Annotated in this window: 23 protein-coding genes; 14 read left to right on the top strand and 9 right to left on the bottom strand. The window is 69.0% G+C overall.

Annotation, left to right across the window (positions count from 1 at the left end; genetic code table 11):
• Nucleotides 1-14: 14 nt before the first annotated feature.
• The gene (locus tag FFS56_RS09410; protein ID WP_046747674.1) at nucleotides 15-530 is read left to right on the top strand and encodes an ACT domain-containing protein; all 516 of its coding nucleotides are present in this window, start codon (nucleotides 15-17) and stop codon (nucleotides 528-530) included.
• A gap of 127 nt (nucleotides 531-657) precedes the next feature.
• Here the strand turns inward: FFS56_RS09410 and FFS56_RS09405 are convergent, their stop codons facing one another.
• On the bottom strand, nucleotides 658-1335 hold the full coding sequence (locus tag FFS56_RS09405) for an FCD domain-containing protein (RefSeq protein WP_046747518.1): 678 nt from the start codon (nucleotides 1333-1335) through the stop codon (nucleotides 658-660).
• A gap of 165 nt (nucleotides 1336-1500) precedes the next feature.
• Between FFS56_RS09405 and FFS56_RS09400 the strand changes: the two genes are divergently transcribed.
• From FFS56_RS09400 to FFS56_RS09385, 4 genes are read left to right on the top strand one after another with little or no spacing between them, the layout of a single operon-like run.
• Nucleotides 1501-2736 carry an aminotransferase class V-fold PLP-dependent enzyme gene (locus FFS56_RS09400; RefSeq protein ID WP_046747517.1) on the top strand — a complete coding sequence of 412 codons (1236 nt, stop codon included), beginning with the start codon at nucleotides 1501-1503 and terminating at the stop codon, nucleotides 2734-2736.
• A gap of 60 nt (nucleotides 2737-2796) precedes the next feature.
• Complete coding sequence (locus tag FFS56_RS09395) at nucleotides 2797-4107, top strand: sugar ABC transporter substrate-binding protein (RefSeq protein WP_046747516.1); 1311 nt, start codon at nucleotides 2797-2799, stop codon at nucleotides 4105-4107.
• A gap of 3 nt (nucleotides 4108-4110) precedes the next feature.
• A complete protein-coding gene (locus FFS56_RS09390; RefSeq protein ID WP_046747515.1) occupies nucleotides 4111-5073 on the top strand; it encodes a sugar ABC transporter permease in 963 nt (320 codons plus the stop codon).
• Complete coding sequence (locus tag FFS56_RS09385) at nucleotides 5070-5990, top strand: carbohydrate ABC transporter permease (protein ID WP_197077676.1); 921 nt, start codon at nucleotides 5070-5072, stop codon at nucleotides 5988-5990. The genes FFS56_RS09390 and FFS56_RS09385 overlap by 4 nt, the downstream gene beginning before the upstream one ends.
• Before the next feature lie 103 nt (nucleotides 5991-6093).
• Here the strand turns inward: FFS56_RS09385 and FFS56_RS09380 are convergent, their stop codons facing one another.
• The 5 genes from FFS56_RS09380 to FFS56_RS09360 all read right to left on the bottom strand — a co-directional run bounded on the left by FFS56_RS09380 (nucleotide 6094) and on the right by FFS56_RS09360 (nucleotide 10364).
• Nucleotides 6094-7107: an aldo/keto reductase family protein gene (locus tag FFS56_RS09380; RefSeq protein WP_046747514.1), complete on the bottom strand. Its 1014-nt coding sequence runs from the start codon at nucleotides 7105-7107 to the stop codon at nucleotides 6094-6096.
• Nucleotides 7108-7161: 54 nt separating this feature from the next.
• On the bottom strand, nucleotides 7162-7656 hold the full coding sequence (locus tag FFS56_RS09375) for a hypothetical protein (RefSeq protein ID WP_233437337.1): 495 nt from the start codon (nucleotides 7654-7656) through the stop codon (nucleotides 7162-7164).
• Between the two features lie 10 nt (nucleotides 7657-7666).
• Nucleotides 7667-7939 carry a hypothetical protein gene (locus FFS56_RS20675; protein WP_212742669.1) on the bottom strand — a complete coding sequence of 91 codons (273 nt, stop codon included), beginning with the start codon at nucleotides 7937-7939 and terminating at the stop codon, nucleotides 7667-7669.
• 88 nt (nucleotides 7940-8027) lie between these two features.
• Nucleotides 8028-9668 carry a DUF4407 domain-containing protein gene (locus FFS56_RS09365; protein ID WP_058631671.1) on the bottom strand — a complete coding sequence of 547 codons (1641 nt, stop codon included), beginning with the start codon at nucleotides 9666-9668 and terminating at the stop codon, nucleotides 8028-8030.
• A gap of 132 nt (nucleotides 9669-9800) precedes the next feature.
• Entirely contained in the window at nucleotides 9801-10364 is a 564-nt protein-coding gene (locus FFS56_RS09360; protein ID WP_127012724.1) for a TetR/AcrR family transcriptional regulator, read from the bottom strand.
• 65 nt (nucleotides 10365-10429) lie between these two features.
• On the opposite strand from FFS56_RS09360, the gene FFS56_RS09355 reads away from it, so the two are divergent.
• Nucleotides 10430-11107 carry an NAD(P)H-dependent oxidoreductase gene (locus FFS56_RS09355; RefSeq protein WP_046747511.1) on the top strand — a complete coding sequence of 226 codons (678 nt, stop codon included), beginning with the start codon at nucleotides 10430-10432 and terminating at the stop codon, nucleotides 11105-11107.
• On the opposite strand, the gene rlmN is transcribed toward FFS56_RS09355, so the two are convergent.
• Entirely contained in the window at nucleotides 11056-12342 is a 1287-nt protein-coding gene (rlmN, locus tag FFS56_RS09350; RefSeq protein WP_058631673.1) for a 23S rRNA (adenine(2503)-C(2))-methyltransferase RlmN, read from the bottom strand. The genes FFS56_RS09355 and rlmN overlap by 52 nt on opposite strands.
• A gap of 70 nt (nucleotides 12343-12412) precedes the next feature.
• Here rlmN and FFS56_RS09345 point away from each other — a divergent pair, with 70 nt between their 5' ends.
• The 4 genes from FFS56_RS09345 (at nucleotide 12413) to FFS56_RS09330 (ending at nucleotide 15160) form a co-directional block, all read left to right on the top strand.
• Nucleotides 12413-12952 (top strand): ribosomal protein L7/L12, encoded by a 540-nt coding sequence (locus FFS56_RS09345; protein WP_046747510.1) that lies wholly within the window; start codon nucleotides 12413-12415, stop codon nucleotides 12950-12952.
• A gap of 62 nt (nucleotides 12953-13014) precedes the next feature.
• Nucleotides 13015-13653, top strand: a complete 639-nt coding sequence (locus tag FFS56_RS09340; protein WP_046747509.1) for a bifunctional 4-hydroxy-2-oxoglutarate aldolase/2-dehydro-3-deoxy-phosphogluconate aldolase — start codon at nucleotides 13015-13017, stop codon at nucleotides 13651-13653.
• A gap of 173 nt (nucleotides 13654-13826) precedes the next feature.
• The gene (locus FFS56_RS09335; RefSeq protein WP_249352970.1) at nucleotides 13827-14414 is read left to right on the top strand and encodes an ankyrin repeat domain-containing protein; all 588 of its coding nucleotides are present in this window, start codon (nucleotides 13827-13829) and stop codon (nucleotides 14412-14414) included.
• The gene (locus FFS56_RS09330; RefSeq protein ID WP_046747507.1) at nucleotides 14411-15160 is read left to right on the top strand and encodes a sulfite exporter TauE/SafE family protein; all 750 of its coding nucleotides are present in this window, start codon (nucleotides 14411-14413) and stop codon (nucleotides 15158-15160) included. The genes FFS56_RS09335 and FFS56_RS09330 overlap by 4 nt, the downstream gene beginning before the upstream one ends.
• Nucleotides 15161-15327: 167 nt before the next feature.
• Here FFS56_RS09330 and FFS56_RS09325 read toward each other — a convergent pair whose 3' ends face one another.
• Nucleotides 15328-16158, bottom strand: a complete 831-nt coding sequence (locus FFS56_RS09325; protein ID WP_046747506.1) for an NAD(P)-dependent oxidoreductase — start codon at nucleotides 16156-16158, stop codon at nucleotides 15328-15330.
• Between the two features lie 47 nt (nucleotides 16159-16205).
• A complete protein-coding gene (locus FFS56_RS09320; RefSeq protein ID WP_046747505.1) occupies nucleotides 16206-16964 on the bottom strand; it encodes an SDR family NAD(P)-dependent oxidoreductase in 759 nt (252 codons plus the stop codon).
• A 244-nt stretch (nucleotides 16965-17208) separates the two neighbouring features.
• On the opposite strand from FFS56_RS09320, the gene FFS56_RS09315 reads away from it, so the two are divergent.
• From FFS56_RS09315 to FFS56_RS09300, 4 genes are all read left to right on the top strand, one after another.
• Entirely contained in the window at nucleotides 17209-17601 is a 393-nt protein-coding gene (locus FFS56_RS09315) for a hypothetical protein (RefSeq protein ID WP_127012725.1), read from the top strand.
• Nucleotides 17602-17852: 251 nt separating this feature from the next.
• Entirely contained in the window at nucleotides 17853-18245 is a 393-nt protein-coding gene (locus tag FFS56_RS09310; protein WP_046747503.1) for a hypothetical protein, read from the top strand.
• Entirely contained in the window at nucleotides 18235-18771 is a 537-nt protein-coding gene (locus FFS56_RS09305; protein WP_046747502.1) for a signal peptidase II, read from the top strand. Before FFS56_RS09310 ends, FFS56_RS09305 begins: the two co-directional genes overlap by 11 nt.
• Entirely contained in the window at nucleotides 18768-19721 is a 954-nt protein-coding gene (locus tag FFS56_RS09300) for a cytochrome c oxidase assembly protein (protein ID WP_231589669.1), read from the top strand. Before FFS56_RS09305 ends, FFS56_RS09300 begins: the two co-directional genes overlap by 4 nt.
• Nucleotides 19722-19736: the final 15 nt, after the last annotated feature.

Here is a 19736-nt window from a genome sequence, read left to right as displayed (position 1 = left end):
GCTACGCTGGCCGCATGACTACTCTGATCCTCACCGTCGCGGGTGCAGACCGTCCTGGCCTCGTGGCCGCCGTCGCCGATGTCGTGGATGCGCACGGCGGCAACTGGGAGAACAGCTCGCTGGCCGAGCTCGCCGGCACGTTCGCGGGCGTGATCGAGGTCTCGGTCGCTGACGACAAGGAGGCCGAGCTGACGTCGGCGCTCCGCGGCCTCCAGGGTCAAGGGCTGCTCACCCTCGCCGTGCTCACCGGCAGCCCGGACGCAGCCGCCGCCGACGATCGGCTGCTCGAGATCCAGGTGCTCGGCAACGACCGACCCGGCATCGTGCGCGAGGTCTCCGGCGTGCTGAACGCTCACGCCCTGAGCATCGAGGAGCTCGCCACCGAGACGCGCGATGCCGCGATGGCGGGCGGGCGCCTGTTCGAGGCGTCGGTCACGGCGAAGGTGCCGGCCGACGTCGACCTCGACGCCCTGCGCGCCGACCTCGAGCGCATCGCCGCCGAGATCCAGGTCGACATCACCCTCGGCTGAGGTCTCCCGCTCATCCCCGCCCCTCCCCGCCGAGACCCACGGTCCGCGCCGAGACCCACGGTGAAAGCCGCCGCTGGGCGTGGGTCTGGGCGACAACGATGGGTTTCGACGCTGGGTGTCGGGGAGGTCAGAGTCCGGAGTACTTGCGCACCCAGTACTCCGTGTACGCGACGTGCGCGGAGGCCGCAGCACTCGCAGCGACCGGATCCGCGGCGGCCAGGCCGCGCAGGATGGCGCGGTGCCCGGCATCGGAGTGGATCTTGAGCTCCGCGGCATCCTCGGGGTCGGAGATGCGATACGCCCGGGAGCGCGAGCGCAGCACGTCGATGAGGCTGGTCAGCGCCTCGTTGCCCGCGACCGCGGAGATCGCCATGTGGAATTCGTGATCGAGCCGTGACTGCGCCTCGAAGTCGGTGGTCGCCTCGATCTCGTCGAGCACGCGGTCCAGCGACTCCACCGTCTCGTCGTCGATGCGCGCCGCGGCCAGTGCAGCGGCGTGGGGTTCGAGCACTCGGCGCAGCTCCGTCAGTTCGAGCACGCCCGCCATCGGCAGCAGTCCGACGGTGAGCGAGAGGCTGCCGATCAGGTCGGCGGCGCGCAGCTCGCTGACGTAGCTGCCCGATCCGTGTCGCGTCTCGAGCACCCCGAGGGCGGCGAGGGTACGGATCGCCTCGCGCAGGGATCCGCGGGAGACACCGAGGGTCTCGCAGAGCTCTCCCTCGCTGGGAAGCCGGTCGCCCGGCCGCAGCGCGCCGTCCGCGATCAAGGCCCGCAGCCCGTGCAGCGCCGTGTCGAGTGCGCTCATCGTCGTCCTCCAGACACTCCGCCGCTCTTCGTGAAGTCTGTCGGAAAGCGATGTTTCCGCAAACTCGTATGACAAGTATGTTTCATCACCGGAGTTTTGTGGCGGAATCGGTAGCCCTGTGGCAAAGTTGTGCAACAACTCGCCCGAACTCACCGATGAGGACCGATGCCCGCACCGCTGTTCCCCGCACCGCTCACGCTGACCTCCGGCATGCGAGCGCGCGACGCCTGGCCCCTCGACCCGTCCGTGATCCACCTGAACCACGGGTCCTTCGGCGCGGTCCCGTCCGTCGTCGTCGCGCAGCAGGACGCTCTACGCCGCCGCGCGGACCTCAGCCCCGTCGAGTGGTTCCCGCGCATCGCGGAGCGCGTGCAGGAGGCCCGCGAGCGCACCGCCCCGTTCATCGGTGCCCGCGCCGAGGACAGCGCCTTCGTGCCCAACGCCTCCGCCGCCGCGACCGTGGTCTTCAACGCCCTGCGACTCGACGCCGGCGACGAGATCCTCGTGACCGATCAGGGGTACGGCGCGATCACGATGGGCGCCGAACGCCTCGCCCGGCGCTTCGGCGCGACGGTCCGCGCCGTCGCGGTGCCGCTGCTCGCCTCCGATGACGAGATCGTGCAGCTCTTCGCCGACGAGCTCACACCGCGTACCCGACTGATCGTCGTCGACCAGATCACCTCGCCGACCGCCCGCCTCCTGCCCACCCGACGTATCGCCGACGCCGCAGCCGAACACGGCGTGCGCACCCTCGTCGACGGCGCTCACGCCCCCGGCCTGGTCCCCGACGCGGCCGCTGTCGCTGGCGGGGACTGGTGGTTCGGCAACATGCACAAGTGGCCGTGCGCACCGCGGGGCTCGGCTCTTCTGGTCACGACGGCGCCCGACCGCGATGAGCTCTGGCCGCTGATCGACTCCTGGGCCGCGCGCGAGCCGTACCCCTCCCGCTTCGACACGCAGGGCACGATCGACGCCACCACGTACCTGGCCACCCCGACCGCCATCGACTTCATCGAGAGCGAGTTCGGGTGGGCAGCGGCTCGCACGGCGATGGCGGAGATCGCCGACGCCGGCGCCGAACTGATCGCCGAGGCTCTGCGCCCGTACAGTGACGAGGACCCCCTCACTCCCCTCCCCTCCCCTGTGCCGTCGATGCGCCTCGTGCGCCTCCCGCTCGGCCTGGGCGCGACGAGAGAGGAGGCCGACGCGCTCCGGATGGATCTGCTCGACGAGGTCGGTGTCGAGACGGCATTCACGAGCTTCCGCGGCGTCGGCTACTTCCGACTGTCCGCACACCTCTACAACGAGGCATCCGACTACGAGGCCTTCGTCGAACGCTGCATCCCGCAGATCCTCCGTCGCGCCGGCATCCGCCAGGCCGACTCCCTCGTCCTTCCCTGAGTACGACCGTCCGTCCACCCGACCGCAACACCCACCCCCACCCCCATCGAGAGGCACATCGTGAAGAACAAGATCTTGACGACCGCAGCGGGATTCGGCACCGTCGCCGTCCTCGCACTCACCGGCTGCTCCGCAGGCTCCGGCCCCTCCGACGACGGCTCCGTCCAGCTGCAGATGGTCGAGAGCCTGACCAACCCCGCCCGTACGGAGCTGCTGCGCGGGCTGCTCGACGACTTCGAGAAGGCCAACCCGAAGATCACCGTCACCCTCGTCTCCCCGCCCACAGAGCAGGCCGACCAGAAGATCCAGCAGATGCTGCAGTCCGGCAAGGGCGTCGACGTGCTCGAGGTGCGCGACATCACCGTCGGGCCGTTCGCGAACAACGGCTGGCTGTACGACCTCGGGCCCGACCTGAAGAAGTGGGACGGCTGGGACGCGCTGACCGAGAACGCGCAGTCCGCCTCGGTCGCGGAGGACGGGAAGAGCTACTTCGTCCCCTACGGCTTCTACGGGCTGTCGCTGTTCTACCGCACCGACCTCGTGAAGGATGCCGGCTTCGACGGCCCGCCGCACAGCTGGAAGGACCTGCTGGAGCAGGCGTCGGCGATCCAGGACCCGTCGAACAACATCTACGGGTACGCCTTCCGCGGCGGCCAGAACGCGAACAGCAACGTCGTCGCGGCGATCGAGGCCTACACGATCGACGGCCTCGACACGGAGGACGCGTTCCTCATGAAGGACGGCTCGACGATCTTCGCGGCTCCCGAGGCACAGGATGCCGTCGACGACTACTTCGACCTCTTCAAGGAGGCGTCGCCGCCGTCCGCCGTGTCGTGGGGCTACCCCGAGATGGTCGCCGGGTTCACGAACGGCACAACGGCCTTCCTCCTGCAGGACCCGGAGGTCATCGCGACGGTGCAGGACTCGTCGCTGACCGAGGACCAGTGGGACACCGCCCCGCTGCTCGTCGGCCCGTCCGGCAAGGCCGCGCAGCCCCTCGCCGTCGCCGGCTGGGGCGTCGCGGAGAACAGCGAGAACAAGGAGGCGGCGGTCAAGCTGGTCGAGTTCCTGTCGTCCGCCGAGCCCGCGACCGAGTTCGCGCAGGCCAACAGCCTGGTGCCCATCATCGCCTCCGCCGCAGATGACGACTTCTACTCGTCCGGCCCGTGGACCAGCTACGTCACCATGACCGAGGACCCGGAGACCTACGTCAACGTGCGCCAGCCGCGCGGGGTCAGCTGGTGGACCGAGTGGATCCAGAAGTCCGACCAGGACGTGCAGAACGTGCTGCTCGGCAACATGTCGACGAAGGATCTCCTCGCCTCGTGGGATGCGTTCTGGACCGAGAAGTACGCCGCGGAGAAGGGTTGATCCGTGGCCCGCACCGCTCATGAGGGAGGCTCCGTCGGCACTGCTTCGCAGCAGCCGGCCGGCGGGGCCTCCCCGGCATCGCGTCGCCGCCCCTTCCGGGGTCGCACGGCGCTCACGCTGCTGGCGTTCCTCGCGCCGGCGATCGTCTTCGTCTGCTGGTTCACCTACTGGCCGATGCTGCAGGGCGCCCGCATGGCCTTTCACGACTGGAACCTGTGGGACCTGACGTCGACGCCGTTCGTGGGTTTCGACAACTTCCTCGCCGTGTTCCGGGATCCCGCCTTCCCGACCGTCGCCTGGAACTCGGTGCTCTGGGTGGTCGGCTCGCTCGTGCCGCAGCTCGTGATCGGCTTCCTCATCGCGCTCGCGCTGCGCAAGCGTTTCCGCTTCCGCGGGCTCTACCAGGCGCTGGTGTTCTTCCCGTGGGCGGTGTCCGGCTTCCTGATCGGCATGCTGTTCCGCTGGATGTTCAACGCCGAGTTCGGCGTCGTCAACGACCTGCTCATGAAAGCGGGCCTGATCGACGCCCCGCTGCCGTGGCTGGCCGACCCGAAGCTCGCGATGTTCGCCGTGATCGTCGCGAACATCTGGTACGGCGTGACCTTCTTCGCGATCATGATCCTCGCAGCTCTGCAGTCGGTGCCGGACGAGATGCTGGAGGCGGCGAGCCTGGACGGCGCCGGCAAGGTGCGGCAGCTGTTCTCCATCATCATCCCGTACATCTCGATGACGCTGCTGCTGACGATCCTGCTGCGCGTGATCTGGATCTTCAACTTCCCCGACATCATCTACGCGATGACGAACGGCGGCCCGGCCAACCAGACCCACATCATCACGACCTGGATGATCAACTACACGCAGCAGGGCAACTACGGCATCGCGAGCGCCATCGGGCTCATCGTCGTGGCATTCCTCATGGTCTTCTGCGCGTTCTACCTGATGGCGATGCGGAGAGTGCAGCGATGACCATCACCTCATCCGTCCGGACCGGATCCTCGGTCACGGAGACCCGTCGCATCACGGTCCCCGACCCGAAGGCCGCACCGCGCCCGAAGCCCCGTGTCACGGCGGGCGGTGTGGTGCGTGTCGTCGGCCTGGGGCTGTGGCTGTTGATCACCCTGTTCCCGCTTTACTGGATCACGCTCACCGCGTTCAAGTCGCCGGGGACCATCAACCGCTTCCCGATCGAGTACTGGCCGAGCGAACCCTCGCTGGACAACTTCACGAGCCTGTTCGAGAAGAGCTCGTTCGGGACGTTCCTGGCGAACTCGGCCATCGTGGCGGTGTCGGCCGGCGCGGTGGCGACGCTCATCGCGCTGCTCAGCGCCTACGTGCTGGCGCGGTTCGAGTTCCGCGGCAAGGGGGCGGTGCTCATCGCGTTCCTGTTGACGCAGATGATCCCGGCGTTCATCGCCCTCGGACCGCTGTACTCGATGATGACCGACCTCGGCCTCGTCGACACCAAGCCGGGGCTCATCCTCGTCTACATCGCGATCTGCATCCCGTTCTCCACGGTCATGCTGCGGGGCTTCTTCGAGAACGTCCCCGACGCGCTCGAAGAAGCGGCGATGATCGACGGCTGCTCGCGCCTTGGCGCCCTGTTCCGGGTGCTCGTGCCGGTGATGACCCCCGGCATCATCGCGGCGTTCATCTTCAACTTCGTGAACTGCTGGAACGAGCTGTTCCTGTCGGTCGTGCTGATGAACACCGACGCGAACCGCACCGTGCCATCGGCGCTGAACGGCTTCATCTCCACGTTCAACATCGACTGGGGCTCCATGAGCGCCGCGGCCGTGCTGACGATCCTCCCGACGATGGTGATGTTCGCCCTCGCCAGCCGCTGGATCGTCCAGGGCCTGACCGCCGGCGCGGTGAAGGAGTAACCCAGCGCCGAGACCCACCCCCAACGCCGAGACCCACCCCCGCACACGTCAGCGGGAGTGGGTCTCGGTGTTTCCGATGGGTCTCGGCGTCTGGATCAGGAAGTCAGACGAGCCGGGACTTCGGTGAGACCGAGTAGGTGTTCTCGGCGTCGCGGTTGACCGTGTCGCCGAGAGCCTCGTCGATCGCGGTCATCGTGTCGGCGTCGAGCTTCACACCGGAGGCCTTGACGGTCTCGGCGAGCTGCTCCGGACGGGAGGCGCCGACGAGGGCCGCCGCCACGTTCGGGTTCTGCAGCACCCACGCGATCGCGAGCTGCGGCATCGACAGCCCCGCCTGCTCCGCGATCGGCTTGAGGCGCTGCACCGCGGTGAGGATGTCGTCCTGCAGGAAGCTCTTGATGAAGTCGGCGCCGCTGTGCGGGTCGGTCGCCCGAGAGCCCTCGGGCACCGGCTGACCCGGCAGGTACTTTCCGCTCAGCACACCCTGCGCCATCGGCGACCAGACGATCTGCGAGATGCCGAGCTCCTCAGACGCCGGGACGACCTTGCCCTCGATGACCCGCCACAGCATCGAGTACTGCGGCTGATTGGAGATGAGCTGGATGCCGAGCTGCTTCGCCAGCGCGTGCCCTTCACGCAGCTGCTCCGCGGTCCACTCCGAGACGCCGATGTAGAGCGCCTTGCCCTGACGGACCACGTCGGCGAAGGCCTGGAACGTCTCCTCGAGCGGGGTCTCGTAGTCGAAGCGGTGCGCCTGGTAGAGGTCGACGTAGTCGGTGCCGAGACGCGTCAGCGAACCGTTGATCGACTCGAAGATGTGCTTGCGGCTCAGGCCGGTGTCGTTCGGACCCTTGGGCCCGGTCGGGAAGTAGACCTTGGTGAAGATCTCCAGCCCTTCGCGACGCTGACCCTCCAGGGCCTTGCCGAGCACGACCTCGGCCGCCGTGTTCGCGTAGGTGTCCGCAGTGTCGAAGGTGGTGATGCCGGCGTCCAGGGCGGCGTGCACGGTCTTGACCGCGGCGTCGTCCTCGACCTGCGATGCGTGCGTGACCCAGTTGCCGTAGGTGATCTCCGATACCTTGAGACCACTGTTGCCGAGATAGCGATAGTTGACCATGGACCAACGCTACTGGCTGCCCGCGCCGGCGGGGCCGGATGGAGGCGGACGGCCTCAGTCGGGCGCTGCGGCACCGCTTCGGCGCGCGGAGACCACGGCCCCCACAGCGACGAGCACGATCCCCGAGAGCACACTCACGACATAGAGCGGCACAGCCCAGGGCGAGTAGTCGCCGCCGCTGATACCGAAGGCGTCGGCGAGCCCCATGCCGGCACCGAACGAGGCCGCGAAGTAGCCGATCGCACCGAGCATCAGCAAGGCCAGGAATCCCATCACGGGGACGAGCGGGTGCGCGCCCGTGCGGACCGCGACGACCGCGAGCACCACGGCGAGTGCGACGCCGATGCCGAGGACGAGAAGAGCCTGGCCCGGCATCAGGCTCTCCCCGGCTTCCGACATCGCGAAACGAATCTCGTCGAGCGTTCGACCGGGAGCTGCGGCGAGCGGGTTGAGCACGAGGATCTGCACGGCGGCGAACGCGGCGTAGGCGAGGACGGCGAGCGCGCCGACGATCGAGATCCACAGAGTCCGGCGCTGCATCCGTGTCATGCGGGTCATCCTAGGAACGCATCCCGAGAGTCTCCCGATACTCACGCCACGCCCCACCGAGCCGGCGGATGCCCTCCTCCAGCACATCGTCGGGCGCGGTGAACGGGATGCGGATGTGGTCGTCCGGCGAGACCGACACGGCGAACGCGGCGCTTCCGGCGATCGAGACGCCGATCACCGGAGCGCACCGGGCACGCACACCGTCCACCGTGGCGCTGATCCGCTCCATCGCCGTCGCCGTCGCCGACGACCCGGCGCTCCGAACCACCCGGATCCGCGACATCGAACCAGAGCAGGCACCACCGATGTCGGAGCGGATTCCTCAGCTCCTCTGAGCACCAGCCGACCGGCGCCCTGCCACGTGGCTCAGCTCAGCCGATCGTCGGACGAACCAGCTGCTCCTGCTCCTCGAGCGTCTGCGCCTGCGCGCGCTTCTCGGCCCGTTCCCGCTCCTGCGCCTCGGCCGCCTCCCGACGTTCCGCGCGCGTCTGCGGCTCGCCGGAACCGGACTCCGCCTGTATCTCCTGGGATTGATCCGTCACGATCTGCGCACGGTCGCGGAACCCCTCGGCCGTCACCTTGTCGAGGGCGACCTGCTTGCGGATCGCGGCGGCCTTCTCGTAGAGACTCGGGTCGCCATAGCTCGTGAGCACCTTGACCAGCACCGGCAGCAGCTCGATCATGAAGAACAGGGCCGCGATCAGGATGTGCGCCCACAGGATCGTGGGCTCCTTCTCGCTGAGTCGGTTCAGTCCACTGATCTGGCTGAGCAGGCCGACCGCTCCCGCGTTGCCCTGCGCCACGGCATCGGCTCGCGCGTTGTACGCGGCGAGCGCCTGGTCGTAGGAGTCACGAGCCGTCGGCAGCTGCGACTTCGCCTGCTCACGGTTCTGCGCCTCGGACGAGGTGGTGTTCTCCTTGGCCGCGGTGCCGGCGGCGGCGAGCTCCTCGTTCGCGGTGCGCAGCTGTGCGGCGAGCGCGTCGTAGGTCTGCTGTGCTTCGGCGAGCTGGGCCTTGGCGGCATCGGAGCTGGCACCCTGGCCATTGACGCCGGTGCAGCCGGGAACAGTGCCGGCGCCTTCACCGGTCAGCTCGCACTGATACAGCACCCGAGCCTGATCGATCACGGCCTGCTGGGCGGTCATCTTCGCGGTGACGTCATCGACCGTGGCCTGAGCCGCCGACTCGGTGGCCGACGAGGAGTCGGTTCCTGCGACGATGCCCGTGGCCGCCTGGTTCTCGAGCTCGGCGACCTTGGCGGAGGCCGCGTCGAGCGCGATCTTCTCCGGACCGGACTCGAGAGCCTCCTGGTCGGACTGCGACTGGGTGATGTTGGTGGAGGCGACCTCGCGGGCGATGTCGTTGTGGAAGATCTGCAGCACGAGCGGCTCTGCCACGACGAAGCCGATGATCGCAGCCATGATCACACGCGGGATGGCGAGCCCGATGAGGCGCCAGACATTCCTGGTCGAGCTCATGGTCGAGGTGAGGAAGCGGTCGAGGTTGAAGATGATGAGCGCCCAGACCAGCGCCAGCGGCACGGCCAGCCAGACCGCCGCCTGCACGCCGGTGGTCAGGGCGAACAGCATCGAGATCGCGGACACCAGAGCGGTGCCTGCGAGCACGAAGAACATCTGCACGAAGCGGGGCGTCTCACCGGGGACACGGTCGAGGATCTCGCCCTCCGCACCGCCGAGGATCGCGAGGGTGCGAGCGCGCGAGCCGGGAGCGCGGGGTTCGCGCTTCTTGCGGGGCCGGCGGACACGGGGCGCACGCGCTGGCTTCACCGGAGCGGATGCGTCCGGGGCGGGCTCTGCGGTCTCTTCTGCGGTGACGGCGTCGGCGATCGGGGTCGCCTCGGACGAGGACGCGTCTCGGGCGGCGTCTTCGGGTCCGGTGGGCTCGAACTCGCGCAGGAAGTCGAGGTCATCCGTGACGGCGTCGGGTTCGCTGTCGAGGATGATCCGACCCTGCGAGTCGTAACGACCCGGTCGATGGGCGGAATAGGGCATTCGAACAATCTACGAAAGATCGCCTGTGGAAAACGTGGAAGAGTCCTTTGCGGCCTCTCAGGTTGGCTGCTCCCGTCGCGATATTCCAGCCATCTGCGGCCATTCGGGTGTCATATCGCGACCGGAGCGGCGTCAGAGCAGCCGGTCAAGCGCGGCAGCGTACGTCTCGAGTGCCGCGTCGAGGGTGAAGTGGCCGGCGGCGGCGAGGGTGCCCAGCCCGTGGATCAGTCCCCACAGCGCCACCGCATCGGTCGGACGATCGAGGCCGGCGCCGACGGCTGCCTGGGCGAGCACGGCTTCGAGTCCGTCGATCAGCGGGGCCATCGTGGCCGTGGGCGAGCCGGGGATGCAGACCGTGGGGTCGTACACCGCGTCGAACGTATGCGGATGCTCGACGGCGAAGCGGATGTATGCGCCGCCGCCGGCGGTGAGCGCGGCCTCGGGCGTCGACGCGGACTCGGTCGCCGTACGCACCTGTTCGAGGAGGTCGGCCATGCTGCGTTCGGCGATCGCCTTGAGCAGTCCGAGCCGGTCGGAGAAGTGGTGGTACGGGGCGTTGTGGCTCACGTTCGCGGCGCGTGCGACCTCGCGCAGGCTGATCTCGGCTGCGGGCATGCGTTCCAGCAGCTGCATCGCCGCGTCCTCGAGCGCACGGGCGAGATCGCCGTGGTGATAGCCGTCCTTCGAACTTGACATGAGCAACATCCTCTCCTATCTTGACAGTGTCCACCAGCTTGACACTGTCCAGATAGGAATCAGCCATGCCCGCTCTCGTGATCGACGGCCACCCCGACGCCCGCTCCCTGACCGCGTCGCTCGCGCAGCGCTATGCGGCGGGGCACGGTGACGCACGCGTACTCGCCCTGCGCGACCTCGACTTCGACCCGAGCCTGCGCTTCGGCTACCGCGAGCGCATGACGCTGGAGCCCGACCTCGTCGACGCGAAGCGTGCGTTGCAGGAGGCCGACACCGTGGTCATCGCGACGCCGCTGTGGTGGGGCTCCGTCCCGGCGCTGCTCAAGGGCTTCTTCGACAGGGCCCTGCTACCGCAGCAGGAGTACCGCTACAACAAGCTCGGGCTCCCCGACGGGCTGCTGCCTGCGCGGCACGGCCGGCTGCTGCTGCTCGCGGACACGCCCTGGTTCTTCGCACCGTTCACGGGACTGCCCGCGCAGACCCACGTCGCCCGCGGAACGATGCGCTTCTGCGGGATCCGCTCGGTGCGCACCCATCGCATGCTCGGCGTCAAGGATGCGACGCCCGCGACCATCACCCGGTGGCTCGACCGCGCCGAACGACTCGGCGCCGCTGACGGACGCCGCGACGGCATCCCTCAGGCCGACTCGACGCCTCAGGCCGACTCGACGCCTCAGGCCGACTCGGCGCCTCAGGCCAGTGCGGCGGAAGCCGCCTCGTCCTCGGTCGTCGCGACGAGCTGACCGCACGCCCCGTCGATCTCCTTGCCGCGGGTGTCGCGAAGGGTCGTCGGGATGCCGGCGTCGTTGAGCCTGCGCACGAACTCGTCCGTCACGTCCTTGTCCGACGACGTCCAGATGGACCCGGGGGTCGGGTTGAGCGGGATCGGATTCACGTGCACCCACCCGCGTCCACGCTGGTTGAGCTTGTCCGCCAGCAGGTCGGCACGCCAGGCGTGGTCGTTCATGTCCTTGATCAGCGCGTACTCGATCGAGACGCGACGACCCGTCTTGGCGTAGTAGTCGTAGGCCGCGTCGAGGGCCTCGTCGACCTTCCACCGCGAGTTCACCGGGATGAGCTCGTCGCGCAGATGGTCGTCCGGGGCGTGCAGCGAGAGGGCGAAAGTGACCGGGATGCCCTCATCGGCGAGCTTCTTGATCGCCGGTACCAGGCCGACGGTCGAGACCGTGATGCCGCGAGCGCTCATGCCGAGGCCGTCGGGCTGCGGGGCGACCATCGTGCGCACGGCGTCCATCACGCGCTTGTAGTTGGCGAGCGGCTCACCCATGCCCATGAAGACGATGTTCGAGACACGCTCCATGCTGTGGTCGTCGGCCTTCTTGCCGCCCAGGCCACCCTCGGCGATCAGCCGGTTGGCCCGCACGATCTGCTCGATGATCTCGGCGGTCGACATGTTGCGGGTCAGTCCCGCCTGTCCGGTCGCGCAGAAGGGGCAGTTCATGCCGCAGCCTGCCTGGCTCGACACGCACAGCGTGATGCGGCCGGGGTAGCGCATGAGCACCGATTCGACCAGGGCCCCGTCGTGCAGGCGCCACAGGAACTTGATCGTGTCACCGCGGTCGGTCTCGAGGCGTCGCACCTCGGTGAGCAGCGGCGGCAGCATCCCGGCGACGAGCTGCTCCCTGGTGTCCGCGGGGAGGTCGGTCATCTGCTCGGGGTCCGACGTGTAGTGCCGGAAGTAATGCGTCGCGAGCTGCTTCGCACGGAAGCCGGGCAGGCCGAGCTCCTTCACCTTGTCGATGCGCTCGGCCGGGGTGAGGTCGGCGAGGTGCACGGGGGGCTTCCCGCGCTTGGGGCTCGCGAACTGCAGGAGCGGGCGCCCTTCGGCATCCTTCTGCTGCGTCCAGCCCTCGGTCGCAGGGCGCACCTGCGGCTTCTTGGTCTCGCGGACGGCCCCCGAACGCGACGACGCGGGTGCTGCGGGGCGCGTCTCGCGCGTGCGGGGAGTCTCGGTCATACCTTCCAGGGTACGCGGTGGCGGATGGGAAGACCCCGGGCGCGAGCGGCTGCCTCCCTAGACTGAGGCCATGGATGCCGTGCTGTGGATCATCGCGATCGTCGTCGGCCTGATCGTGGTCGTCGCGGTCCTCGCCGCGGCCGTCCGAGGGATGCGCCCGAAACTCCCGGATCCTCCGGCGTTCTCCACCGCCCCACACACCGCCCCTTCCGCCTCCGCCGCTGCGGCTCCAGGGCTGACCCCGGAGGTCGTCGCCGAGGTCGACCGCCTCGTGGTGGCGGGTCAGAAGATCCACGCCATCAAGCTCTACCGCGATCACTCCGGCGTCTCGCTCAAAGACGCGAAGGACCGTATCGAGCACTGGTCGGTCAGCACGACGGCTCCGCACCCCGCAGCCGTCTCTCACACGACCGCGCCGCATTCGTCGATCACCGCGACCCCGTCGTCGGTCCGCGCCTCGCTGCCGCCGTCGGTGGCCTCCACGATCGACGCGCAGGTCGCGGGCGGCTCGGCCATCGCGGCGATCAAGACCCTCCGCGAGCACACGGGGCTCGGACTCAAGGAGTCCAAGAACGTGATCGACGCCTGGCCGCACACCCACACGTCCTGATCGAGTTGTCATTACAGGCTGCGCCCAGGAGAATGGACGAGCCCGCCCGATGAAGGAGCCCCATGCCCGACCGTCTCGACCGCGCCCGCACGACCGGCATCCTCGCCGTCCTCCGCGCCCCCTCCCCTGAACTGGCCCTCGAGGCCTCGGAGGCGATCATCCGCGGCGGGGTCACGGGCATCGAGGTGACCTTCTCCACTCCCGACGCGCCCGCCGTCATCCGCGAGCTCATCACCCGCCACGGCGACGCCGCCTACGTCGGGGCCGGCACCGTCACCACGGCCGCGCAGGCCGAGCAGGCTGCAGACGCGGGAGCCGAGTTCCTCGTGAGCCCCGGCACCCTGCCGCACCTCACGCGCAGCATGCTCGACACGGGCCGGGTCGTGATGACCGGCGCCATGACCCCGACCGAGGTCATGGGCGCACTCGAGCTCGGCGTCGACGTCGTGAAGATCTTCCCCGCATCGCTCGGTGGCCCGTCGTACCTCGGCGCCCTGCGCGGACCGTTCCCCGACGCCCCGCTGATGCCCACCGGTGGCGTGAACCCCGACAACCTCGCCGCCTGGTTCGCCGCCGGAGCGGTCGCGGTCGGTGCGGGCGGAGACCTCGCGAACGGCGCGTCGATCAAGAACGCCGACTGGACCGACATCGAGCAGCGCGCCGCACGATTCACCGCGGCCCTCACCGCCACGCGCGAGTGACACCACGCGATCGAGCACCGCACACTCCCCATCGTTGGTATACCGGATGCATGGGTGCGCGACGGATGCTGTCGATCGGTGCCGTCGCGATCGCGCTCTTGACCGCGACCGGCTGCACGTCGGCCATGCCTCCGTCGGCACCTGATCCGCGCTCATCGACCCAGGAGCCCGCCATGACCGACGCCACTCGCGATCTGCTCGCCGCCGCAGCGTCCGGAGACGCCTCCGCCGTCAGGAAGGCGATCGACGACGGGGCGGACCTCGAGGCACGGGGGCATGGGGGCATGACCGCACTGATCGTCGCGACGAAGGCAGATCACGTCGACGCGGCGCACGTTCTCATCGACGCGGGTGCGGACGTCAACGCCAAGGACGACATCCAGGACTCCGCCTACCTGTACGCCGGTGCGCGGGGACACGACGAGATCCTCCTGCTGACGCTCGACAACGGCGCCGACCTCGCAAGCACGAACCGCTTCGGCGGCACGGCACTGATCCCCGCCGCCGAACGCGGACTCCTCTCGACCATCGACATCCTGCTGGAGGCCGGTGTCGACCCGAACCACATCAACGACCTGAACTGGACGGCGCTGCACGAGGCGATCGTGCTCGGCGACGGTTCCTCCACCTACGTCGACGTGGTGCGCGCGCTCATCGACGGCGGAGCAGACATGAGCATCCCCGACGGGGACGGCGTGCTCCCGGTCGATCTCGCCACAGCACGGGGCTACGACGCGATCGTCGCCGAGCTCGAACGGTGATCGCCCTCGACCCGTGGGCCTGGGCCGCGCTCGCGGTGGCCGCGGTGACGATCGGCATCTCGAAGACGGCACTGCCCGGCGGGAGCATCCTGGCCATCGCCCTGTTCGCCGCCGTGCTGCCGGCACGCACCTCGACGGCGGCGACCCTCCTGCTGCTGATGGTCGGCGACCTGTTCGCCCTCACCGCCTACCGTCGGCACGCGCACTGGCCGACGCTGCTGCGGCTCGCCCCCGCGGTGATCGCCGGGCTGCTGGTCGGCTTCGCGTTCCTCGCCCTCGCCGGCGACGGGGTGGTCCGTCGGGCGATCGGCGTGATCCTGCTGCTGATGATCGCCGTGACCCTGTGGCGTCGGTGGCGGCAGAGCAGAGCGGACACGGCGGCTCCCCCGTCCAGCGGCATCATCCTCGCGGGCGCCTACGGAACCCTCGGCGGCTTCACCACCATGGTCGCCAACGCCGGAGGCCCGGTCATGTCGATGTACTTCCTGGCCACCCGCACCCCCGTGCAGGTGTTCCTCGGCACATCCGCCTGGTTCTTCGCCATCATCAACGTGATCAAGGTCCCCTTCCTCGCGGGCCTCGGGCTGTTCGAGACGCCCGTTTTGCTGATGGATGCCGCGCTCGCCCCGCTCGTCGTCGTCGGCGCGCTCCTCGGACTGCGAGTCGCCCGCCGCATGAATCAGCGCGTGTTCGACCGCATCGTGATCGCCCTCACCATCCTCGGCGCGGTCTACCTGCTGTTCTGACCACACCCACACCACGCGCCCTCACCCCCCTCCCGCCAAGACGGAGACGAACCGAAACGGAGACGAACCAGGTTCAGTGCGGCGTGGCGTCGCCCGACACGCGGCCCTGACGTCGGATGGTCTCTGTTTCGGCCTCCGACTTCGGGCAGCTGGGGCAGCAGGGAAGCTCAGTCGAGGAAGATGTCCGGGAACAGGGCGGTGTCGGGGGTGCCGGGGATCGCCGCATAGCGGGAGAAGTCGGTCACACCGTCGGCTTCGAGCACGTCCTCCACGATGAGGGTCTGCCCCGTGTACGACGCGGCGGGCTTGAGCAGCACGGTATAGGCGGCGTCCGCGTAGATGTCGGGCGTGCGGCTCGCGGCCATGACCTTGTCGCCGCCGAGCAGGTTCTGCACCGCGGCAGTGGCGATCGTGGTGCGCGGCCAGAGCGTGTTGGCGGCGATCCCGTCGCGGGCGAACTCGGCGGCGAGGCCGAGCGTCGCCATGGTCATGCCGAACTTCGCGAGGGTGTAGCCGGTGTGCGCGCCCAGCCACTTCGGGGACGGATTGAGGGGCGGCGACAGCGAGAGGATGTGCGGGTTCTCGGCATCCTTCAGGATCGGCACCGCCGCGCGGGAGAGCATGAACGTCCCGCGCACGTTGACGTCCTGCATCAGGTCGTACTTCTTGGCGCTCAGGTCGAGCGAGCGGGAGAGATCGATGACGCTGGCGTTGTTGATCACGATGTCGATGCCGCCGAACTCACCCTGCGTCTTCAGGACCGCTTCGGTGATGTCGTCGTCGTCGCGCACATCGCCGACGATCGGGAGAGCCTGGCCGCCCGCCGCACGGATCTGCTCGGCGGCGGTGTGGATCGTGCCCTCGAGCTTCGGATGCGGGGTGTCGGTCTTCGCGAGCATGGCGATGTTCGCACCGTCGGCGGCGGCTCGCAGCGCGATCGCGAGGCCGATGCCGCGGCTGCCGCCCGACATCAGGATGGTCTTGCCTGCAAGGGACATGTGTTCTCCTGGGTTCTCGATCGCGAAAGGGAGGGACAGCCGCGGGGTCAGCGCGGCGCCATGCGGATGGCGCCGTCGAGGCGGATGGTCTCGCCGTTGAGGTAGCCGTTCTCGACGATCTGCTGCACGAGGGCGGCGTACTCGTCGGGGCGGCCGAGACGGGACGGGAAGGGCACCTGCTGACCCAGGGAGTCCTGGGCCGCCTGCGGGAGGCCCATCAGCATCGGCGTCTCCATGATGCCGGGGGCGATCGTGCAGACCCGGATGCCGTAGCGGGCGAGCTCGCGCGCCACCGGAAGGGTCATCGCGTGCACGCCGCCCTTGGACGCGGAGTACGCGGGCTGGCCGATCTGCCCGTCGAACGCGGCGACGCTCGCGGTGTTCACGATGACACCGCGTTCCTCGTCGTGCAGCTCGTTCTTCGCGATGACGGCGGAGGCCTGGGAGATGACGTTGAACGTACCGACGAGGTTGATCCGGATCACGCGCTCGAAGTCGGCGAGCACGGCCGGGTTGCCCTCACGGTCGAGCACCTTGGCGGGTGGGGCGATCCCGGCGCAGTTCACGACGACGCGCAGCGGTGCCGCCGACTGCGCGGCCGCGACGGCCGCCTGCACCTCCTCGGCGTTCGTGACGTCTGCCGCGACGAAGAGACCGCCGAGCTCGTCCGCGACCTCGGCGCCCTTCGATGAGGCGAGGTCGATGATCGTGACGTGCGCGCCCGCTGCGACCAGTCGTCGCGCCGTGGCGAGCCCCAGCCCGGAGGCTCCGCCGGTGATGAGTGCACCCTGTCCACTGATCTGCATCTGATGTTCTCCTTCGAACGCCGTCGTGCGACATGCCGTGATGGAACGCAGTATCAGCCTACGTGGTTCCTGGTATCACCACGACTCTGAGCAACTGCGTCGCGACCGAGCCTAGTTCCCGTCTCCCGCTCGAAGGAACGCGATAGGTCGTGGGAGTAGGATCCGGAGAATGCGCCGCCCGCCCGGGATCCACCGATCCACGGCGACTGTCGACCAGCCGGTGATAATGCGCCTCATTACCACCGTGAGCCTGGCGCTCCTGCTCCTCTTCGCCTTCGCGGTGACCGCACACGGCGATGCCGGGGAGAACGGCGCGGCCCCCTCGCTCGCCGCCGCGGCCATCGATGCGTTCGACGACACCGCCGCGATCGGCGCCGACGCCGAAACGGACGAGGCCCAGGCCCAGGCCGCATTGCCGGTCGCCGTCACGAGCACCCTCGTCGGTGCCGCACTCTGCATTCTCGGGGTGCTGTGCGGCCTCGCCGCGATGCTCCTGCTTTCTCGCGTCCTCGGGCGCCCCGGACAGTTCTCGACCCTCCGGGAGACACCGCGCGCGCTGCGCTCAGATCCGGCTTCTCCCCTGCACCCCTGCGGGACCGCGGTCTCCCTGATCCGGCTGGGTCTCTCCCGAACCTGATCGTCGAAGGGCCGTCACCAGAACGGCGTCTTCCGCCGGTGTCGCGCGGCTCCAAGGCTTCCTGCCTCGAGGGGCCACGCCCCGACACCCGGATCGCGCCCGCTCCCACGCCCGCTCCCGCTCCCGCACCGAATCCCGCGACCCCCTCGTGACGACATCCGAGGCCACGCCCGCGCTCACCCCTTCGAAGGAGACCCCATGAAACGCACATCGAACGACGGCGAACCGCTCGCTCCAGACAGGCGAGGACGGTGAGCCGGCCGGTCGGCACCGCCTCTCGGCCGGTCCGCACGGCGATCGCTGCAGCCGCTCTCAGCGCCCTGATCGTGTTCATCGGTGCGGAGTCGGCAGCGGCCGGGGAGCAGCGCAGTGTCGTCGACACTCAAAGCCGCACAGCGACCACCGCTCCGACTCCCACCCCGACCTCCACTCCCACTCCCACCACCGGCACCACGCATGAACAGCAGAACGGCGAACAGCCGGTGGAGCGCACCGATCTCGGCTTCCTCGGCGTCGCCTTCCTCTTCGGGATCGGTTTCCTCCTCGCTGCAGGAGCGCTCGGCATTCTCGTCTCAGGGCGCGCGCGGCGTCGGCGCGACCGCGCGGACGCCGCTGCGAGGGAAGAGGGTTCCGATGTCGCGTGAGAACAGTCCCCGGTACGGGATCGCCTTCGTCGTCGCCGGCATCGTCGTGCTCATCGACCAGACGAGCAAGGCCGCCGCGATCGCAGGACTCAGCCGGACGGAGCGGATACCCCTGCTGGGGGATGCGCTGGGCCTGCAGCTCGCCTTCAACCCCGGCGCGATCCTGTCGCTCGGGTCAGGGGCGACGTGGGTGCTGACCGTGGTGGGCGTGGCTGCGGTGGCCGCGCTGTTCGTCGCCGCGACTCGCGCGCGCACGAGGGGACGGGCCTGGGGGTGGGGCTTCATCCTCGGAGGTGCCATCGGGAACGTGCTCGATCGTCTGCTCGCACCCCCCGGATTCGGTCGCGGTCACGTCACCGACTTCCTCGCCTACGGGAACTGGTTCATCGGGAACCTCGCCGATGTCGCGCTCGCGATCGGGGGTGTCGTCCTCGTCGTCGGGCTCTTGCTCGACCAGCGTGCGGCAGCGCGGACGACGCAGACCATCGACCGGCCGGACGGCTCGCGCGAGGACGCGGCCGGATGAACGACTGGATGCCCGATGCCCCGCCGACCTTCGCAGACTTCCTCACACCGATCGTCTTCAGTCCGGCCGCTGGGCCGTTCCCCCTCCTGCCCCTGGTCGCGGTAGTGCTGGCGGTCGCCTATCTGGCCGGGACCCTCCGGTTGTGGCGGCAGCACCGTCGGTGGCCCGTCTGGCGAACCGTCGTATTCCTCCTGGGGTGCATCGCGCTCGCCGCCACCACGGGCCTCGGGGTCGAGGTGTACGGCTATGCCCTGATGTCGGTGTTCATGTTCCAGCAGCTCACGCTCATGATCGCGATCCCTCCGCTGCTGGTCCTCGGCTCACCGGGCACGCTCCTCCTGCGGGTGACACCGCACCGCGGGCTGGGCGCCGTCGTGCTGCGTATCGCGCACGGAGGGCTCCGCAGCGGGATCGCCCGGTGGATCCTGAGCCCGTGGATCGCGCTGCCGATGTACCTGATCGCGTTCTACGGGCTGTACCTGGCCGGTCTCGCCGACCGTGTGCTCGCAGCACCCGGAGGCCACCTCGCTCTGGAGGTCGGGTTCCTCGTCATCGGGATCCTCTTCGCCATCCCGGTACTGAGCTCCGATCCCCTCCCGGTGCGGCTCGGGCACGGCGGTCGCGCCCTGGACGTCTTCGCCGAAGCGGCCCTGCACGCGTTCTTCGGCGTCTTCCTGATGATGGCGACCACCATGCTCGTCGACCACTTCGTCGCACCGACTCTGGCGCTAGGGATGAATCCGCTCGAAGACCAGCAGCTGGCCGGCGGGCTGGCATGGTCGTACGGCGAAGCCCCGACCCTGCTGATGCTCGTCTACGTGATGCACCGGTGGTTCCGCGACGACACGGCACGCGCCGCCGCGGCCGATCGCTATGCCGATGCGCACGGCACCACTGAGCTCGACGCCTACAACGCCTATCTGGAGGGCCTCCGTGACGACCGCCGCTGAGCCGGTGCGGTGCCC

This window comes from Microbacterium sp. Beta (genome assembly GCF_005502545.1).
GTDB lineage: Bacteria > Actinomycetota > Actinomycetes > Actinomycetales > Microbacteriaceae > Microbacterium > Microbacterium oxydans.
Note: the sequence above shows the minus strand (reverse complement) of the source record. Positions and strands in the feature narration are given on the sequence as shown.

Excerpts from the sequence above, each read along its gene's own strand:
- FFS56_RS09410 (WP_046747674.1), top strand. The coding sequence starts at position 15 with ATGACTACTCTGATCCTCACCGTCGCGGGTGCAGACCGTCCTGGCCTC.
- FFS56_RS09405 (WP_046747518.1), bottom strand. The coding sequence starts at position 1,335 with ATGAGCGCACTCGACACGGCGCTGCACGGGCTGCGGGCCTTGATCGCG.
- FFS56_RS09400 (WP_046747517.1), top strand. The coding sequence starts at position 1,501 with ATGCCCGCACCGCTGTTCCCCGCACCGCTCACGCTGACCTCCGGCATG.
- FFS56_RS09385 (WP_197077676.1), top strand. The coding sequence starts at position 5,070 with ATGACCATCACCTCATCCGTCCGGACCGGATCCTCGGTCACGGAGACC.
- FFS56_RS09380 (WP_046747514.1), bottom strand. The coding sequence starts at position 7,107 with ATGGTCAACTATCGCTATCTCGGCAACAGTGGTCTCAAGGTATCGGAG.
- FFS56_RS09375 (WP_233437337.1), bottom strand. The coding sequence starts at position 7,656 with ATGACACGGATGCAGCGCCGGACTCTGTGGATCTCGATCGTCGGCGCG.
- FFS56_RS20675 (WP_212742669.1), bottom strand. The coding sequence starts at position 7,939 with ATGTCGCGGATCCGGGTGGTTCGGAGCGCCGGGTCGTCGGCGACGGCG.
- FFS56_RS09365 (WP_058631671.1), bottom strand. The coding sequence starts at position 9,668 with ATGCCCTATTCCGCCCATCGACCGGGTCGTTACGACTCGCAGGGTCGG.
- FFS56_RS09360 (WP_127012724.1), bottom strand. The coding sequence starts at position 10,364 with ATGTCAAGTTCGAAGGACGGCTATCACCACGGCGATCTCGCCCGTGCG.
- FFS56_RS09355 (WP_046747511.1), top strand. The coding sequence starts at position 10,430 with ATGCCCGCTCTCGTGATCGACGGCCACCCCGACGCCCGCTCCCTGACC.
- rlmN (WP_058631673.1), bottom strand. The coding sequence starts at position 12,342 with ATGACCGAGACTCCCCGCACGCGCGAGACGCGCCCCGCAGCACCCGCG.
- FFS56_RS09345 (WP_046747510.1), top strand. The coding sequence starts at position 12,413 with ATGGATGCCGTGCTGTGGATCATCGCGATCGTCGTCGGCCTGATCGTG.
- FFS56_RS09340 (WP_046747509.1), top strand. The coding sequence starts at position 13,015 with ATGCCCGACCGTCTCGACCGCGCCCGCACGACCGGCATCCTCGCCGTC.
- FFS56_RS09335 (WP_249352970.1), top strand. The coding sequence starts at position 13,827 with ATGACCGACGCCACTCGCGATCTGCTCGCCGCCGCAGCGTCCGGAGAC.
- FFS56_RS09325 (WP_046747506.1), bottom strand. The coding sequence starts at position 16,158 with ATGTCCCTTGCAGGCAAGACCATCCTGATGTCGGGCGGCAGCCGCGGC.
- FFS56_RS09320 (WP_046747505.1), bottom strand. The coding sequence starts at position 16,964 with ATGCAGATCAGTGGACAGGGTGCACTCATCACCGGCGGAGCCTCCGGG.
- FFS56_RS09305 (WP_046747502.1), top strand. The coding sequence starts at position 18,235 with ATGTCGCGTGAGAACAGTCCCCGGTACGGGATCGCCTTCGTCGTCGCC.
- FFS56_RS09300 (WP_231589669.1), top strand. The coding sequence starts at position 18,768 with ATGAACGACTGGATGCCCGATGCCCCGCCGACCTTCGCAGACTTCCTC.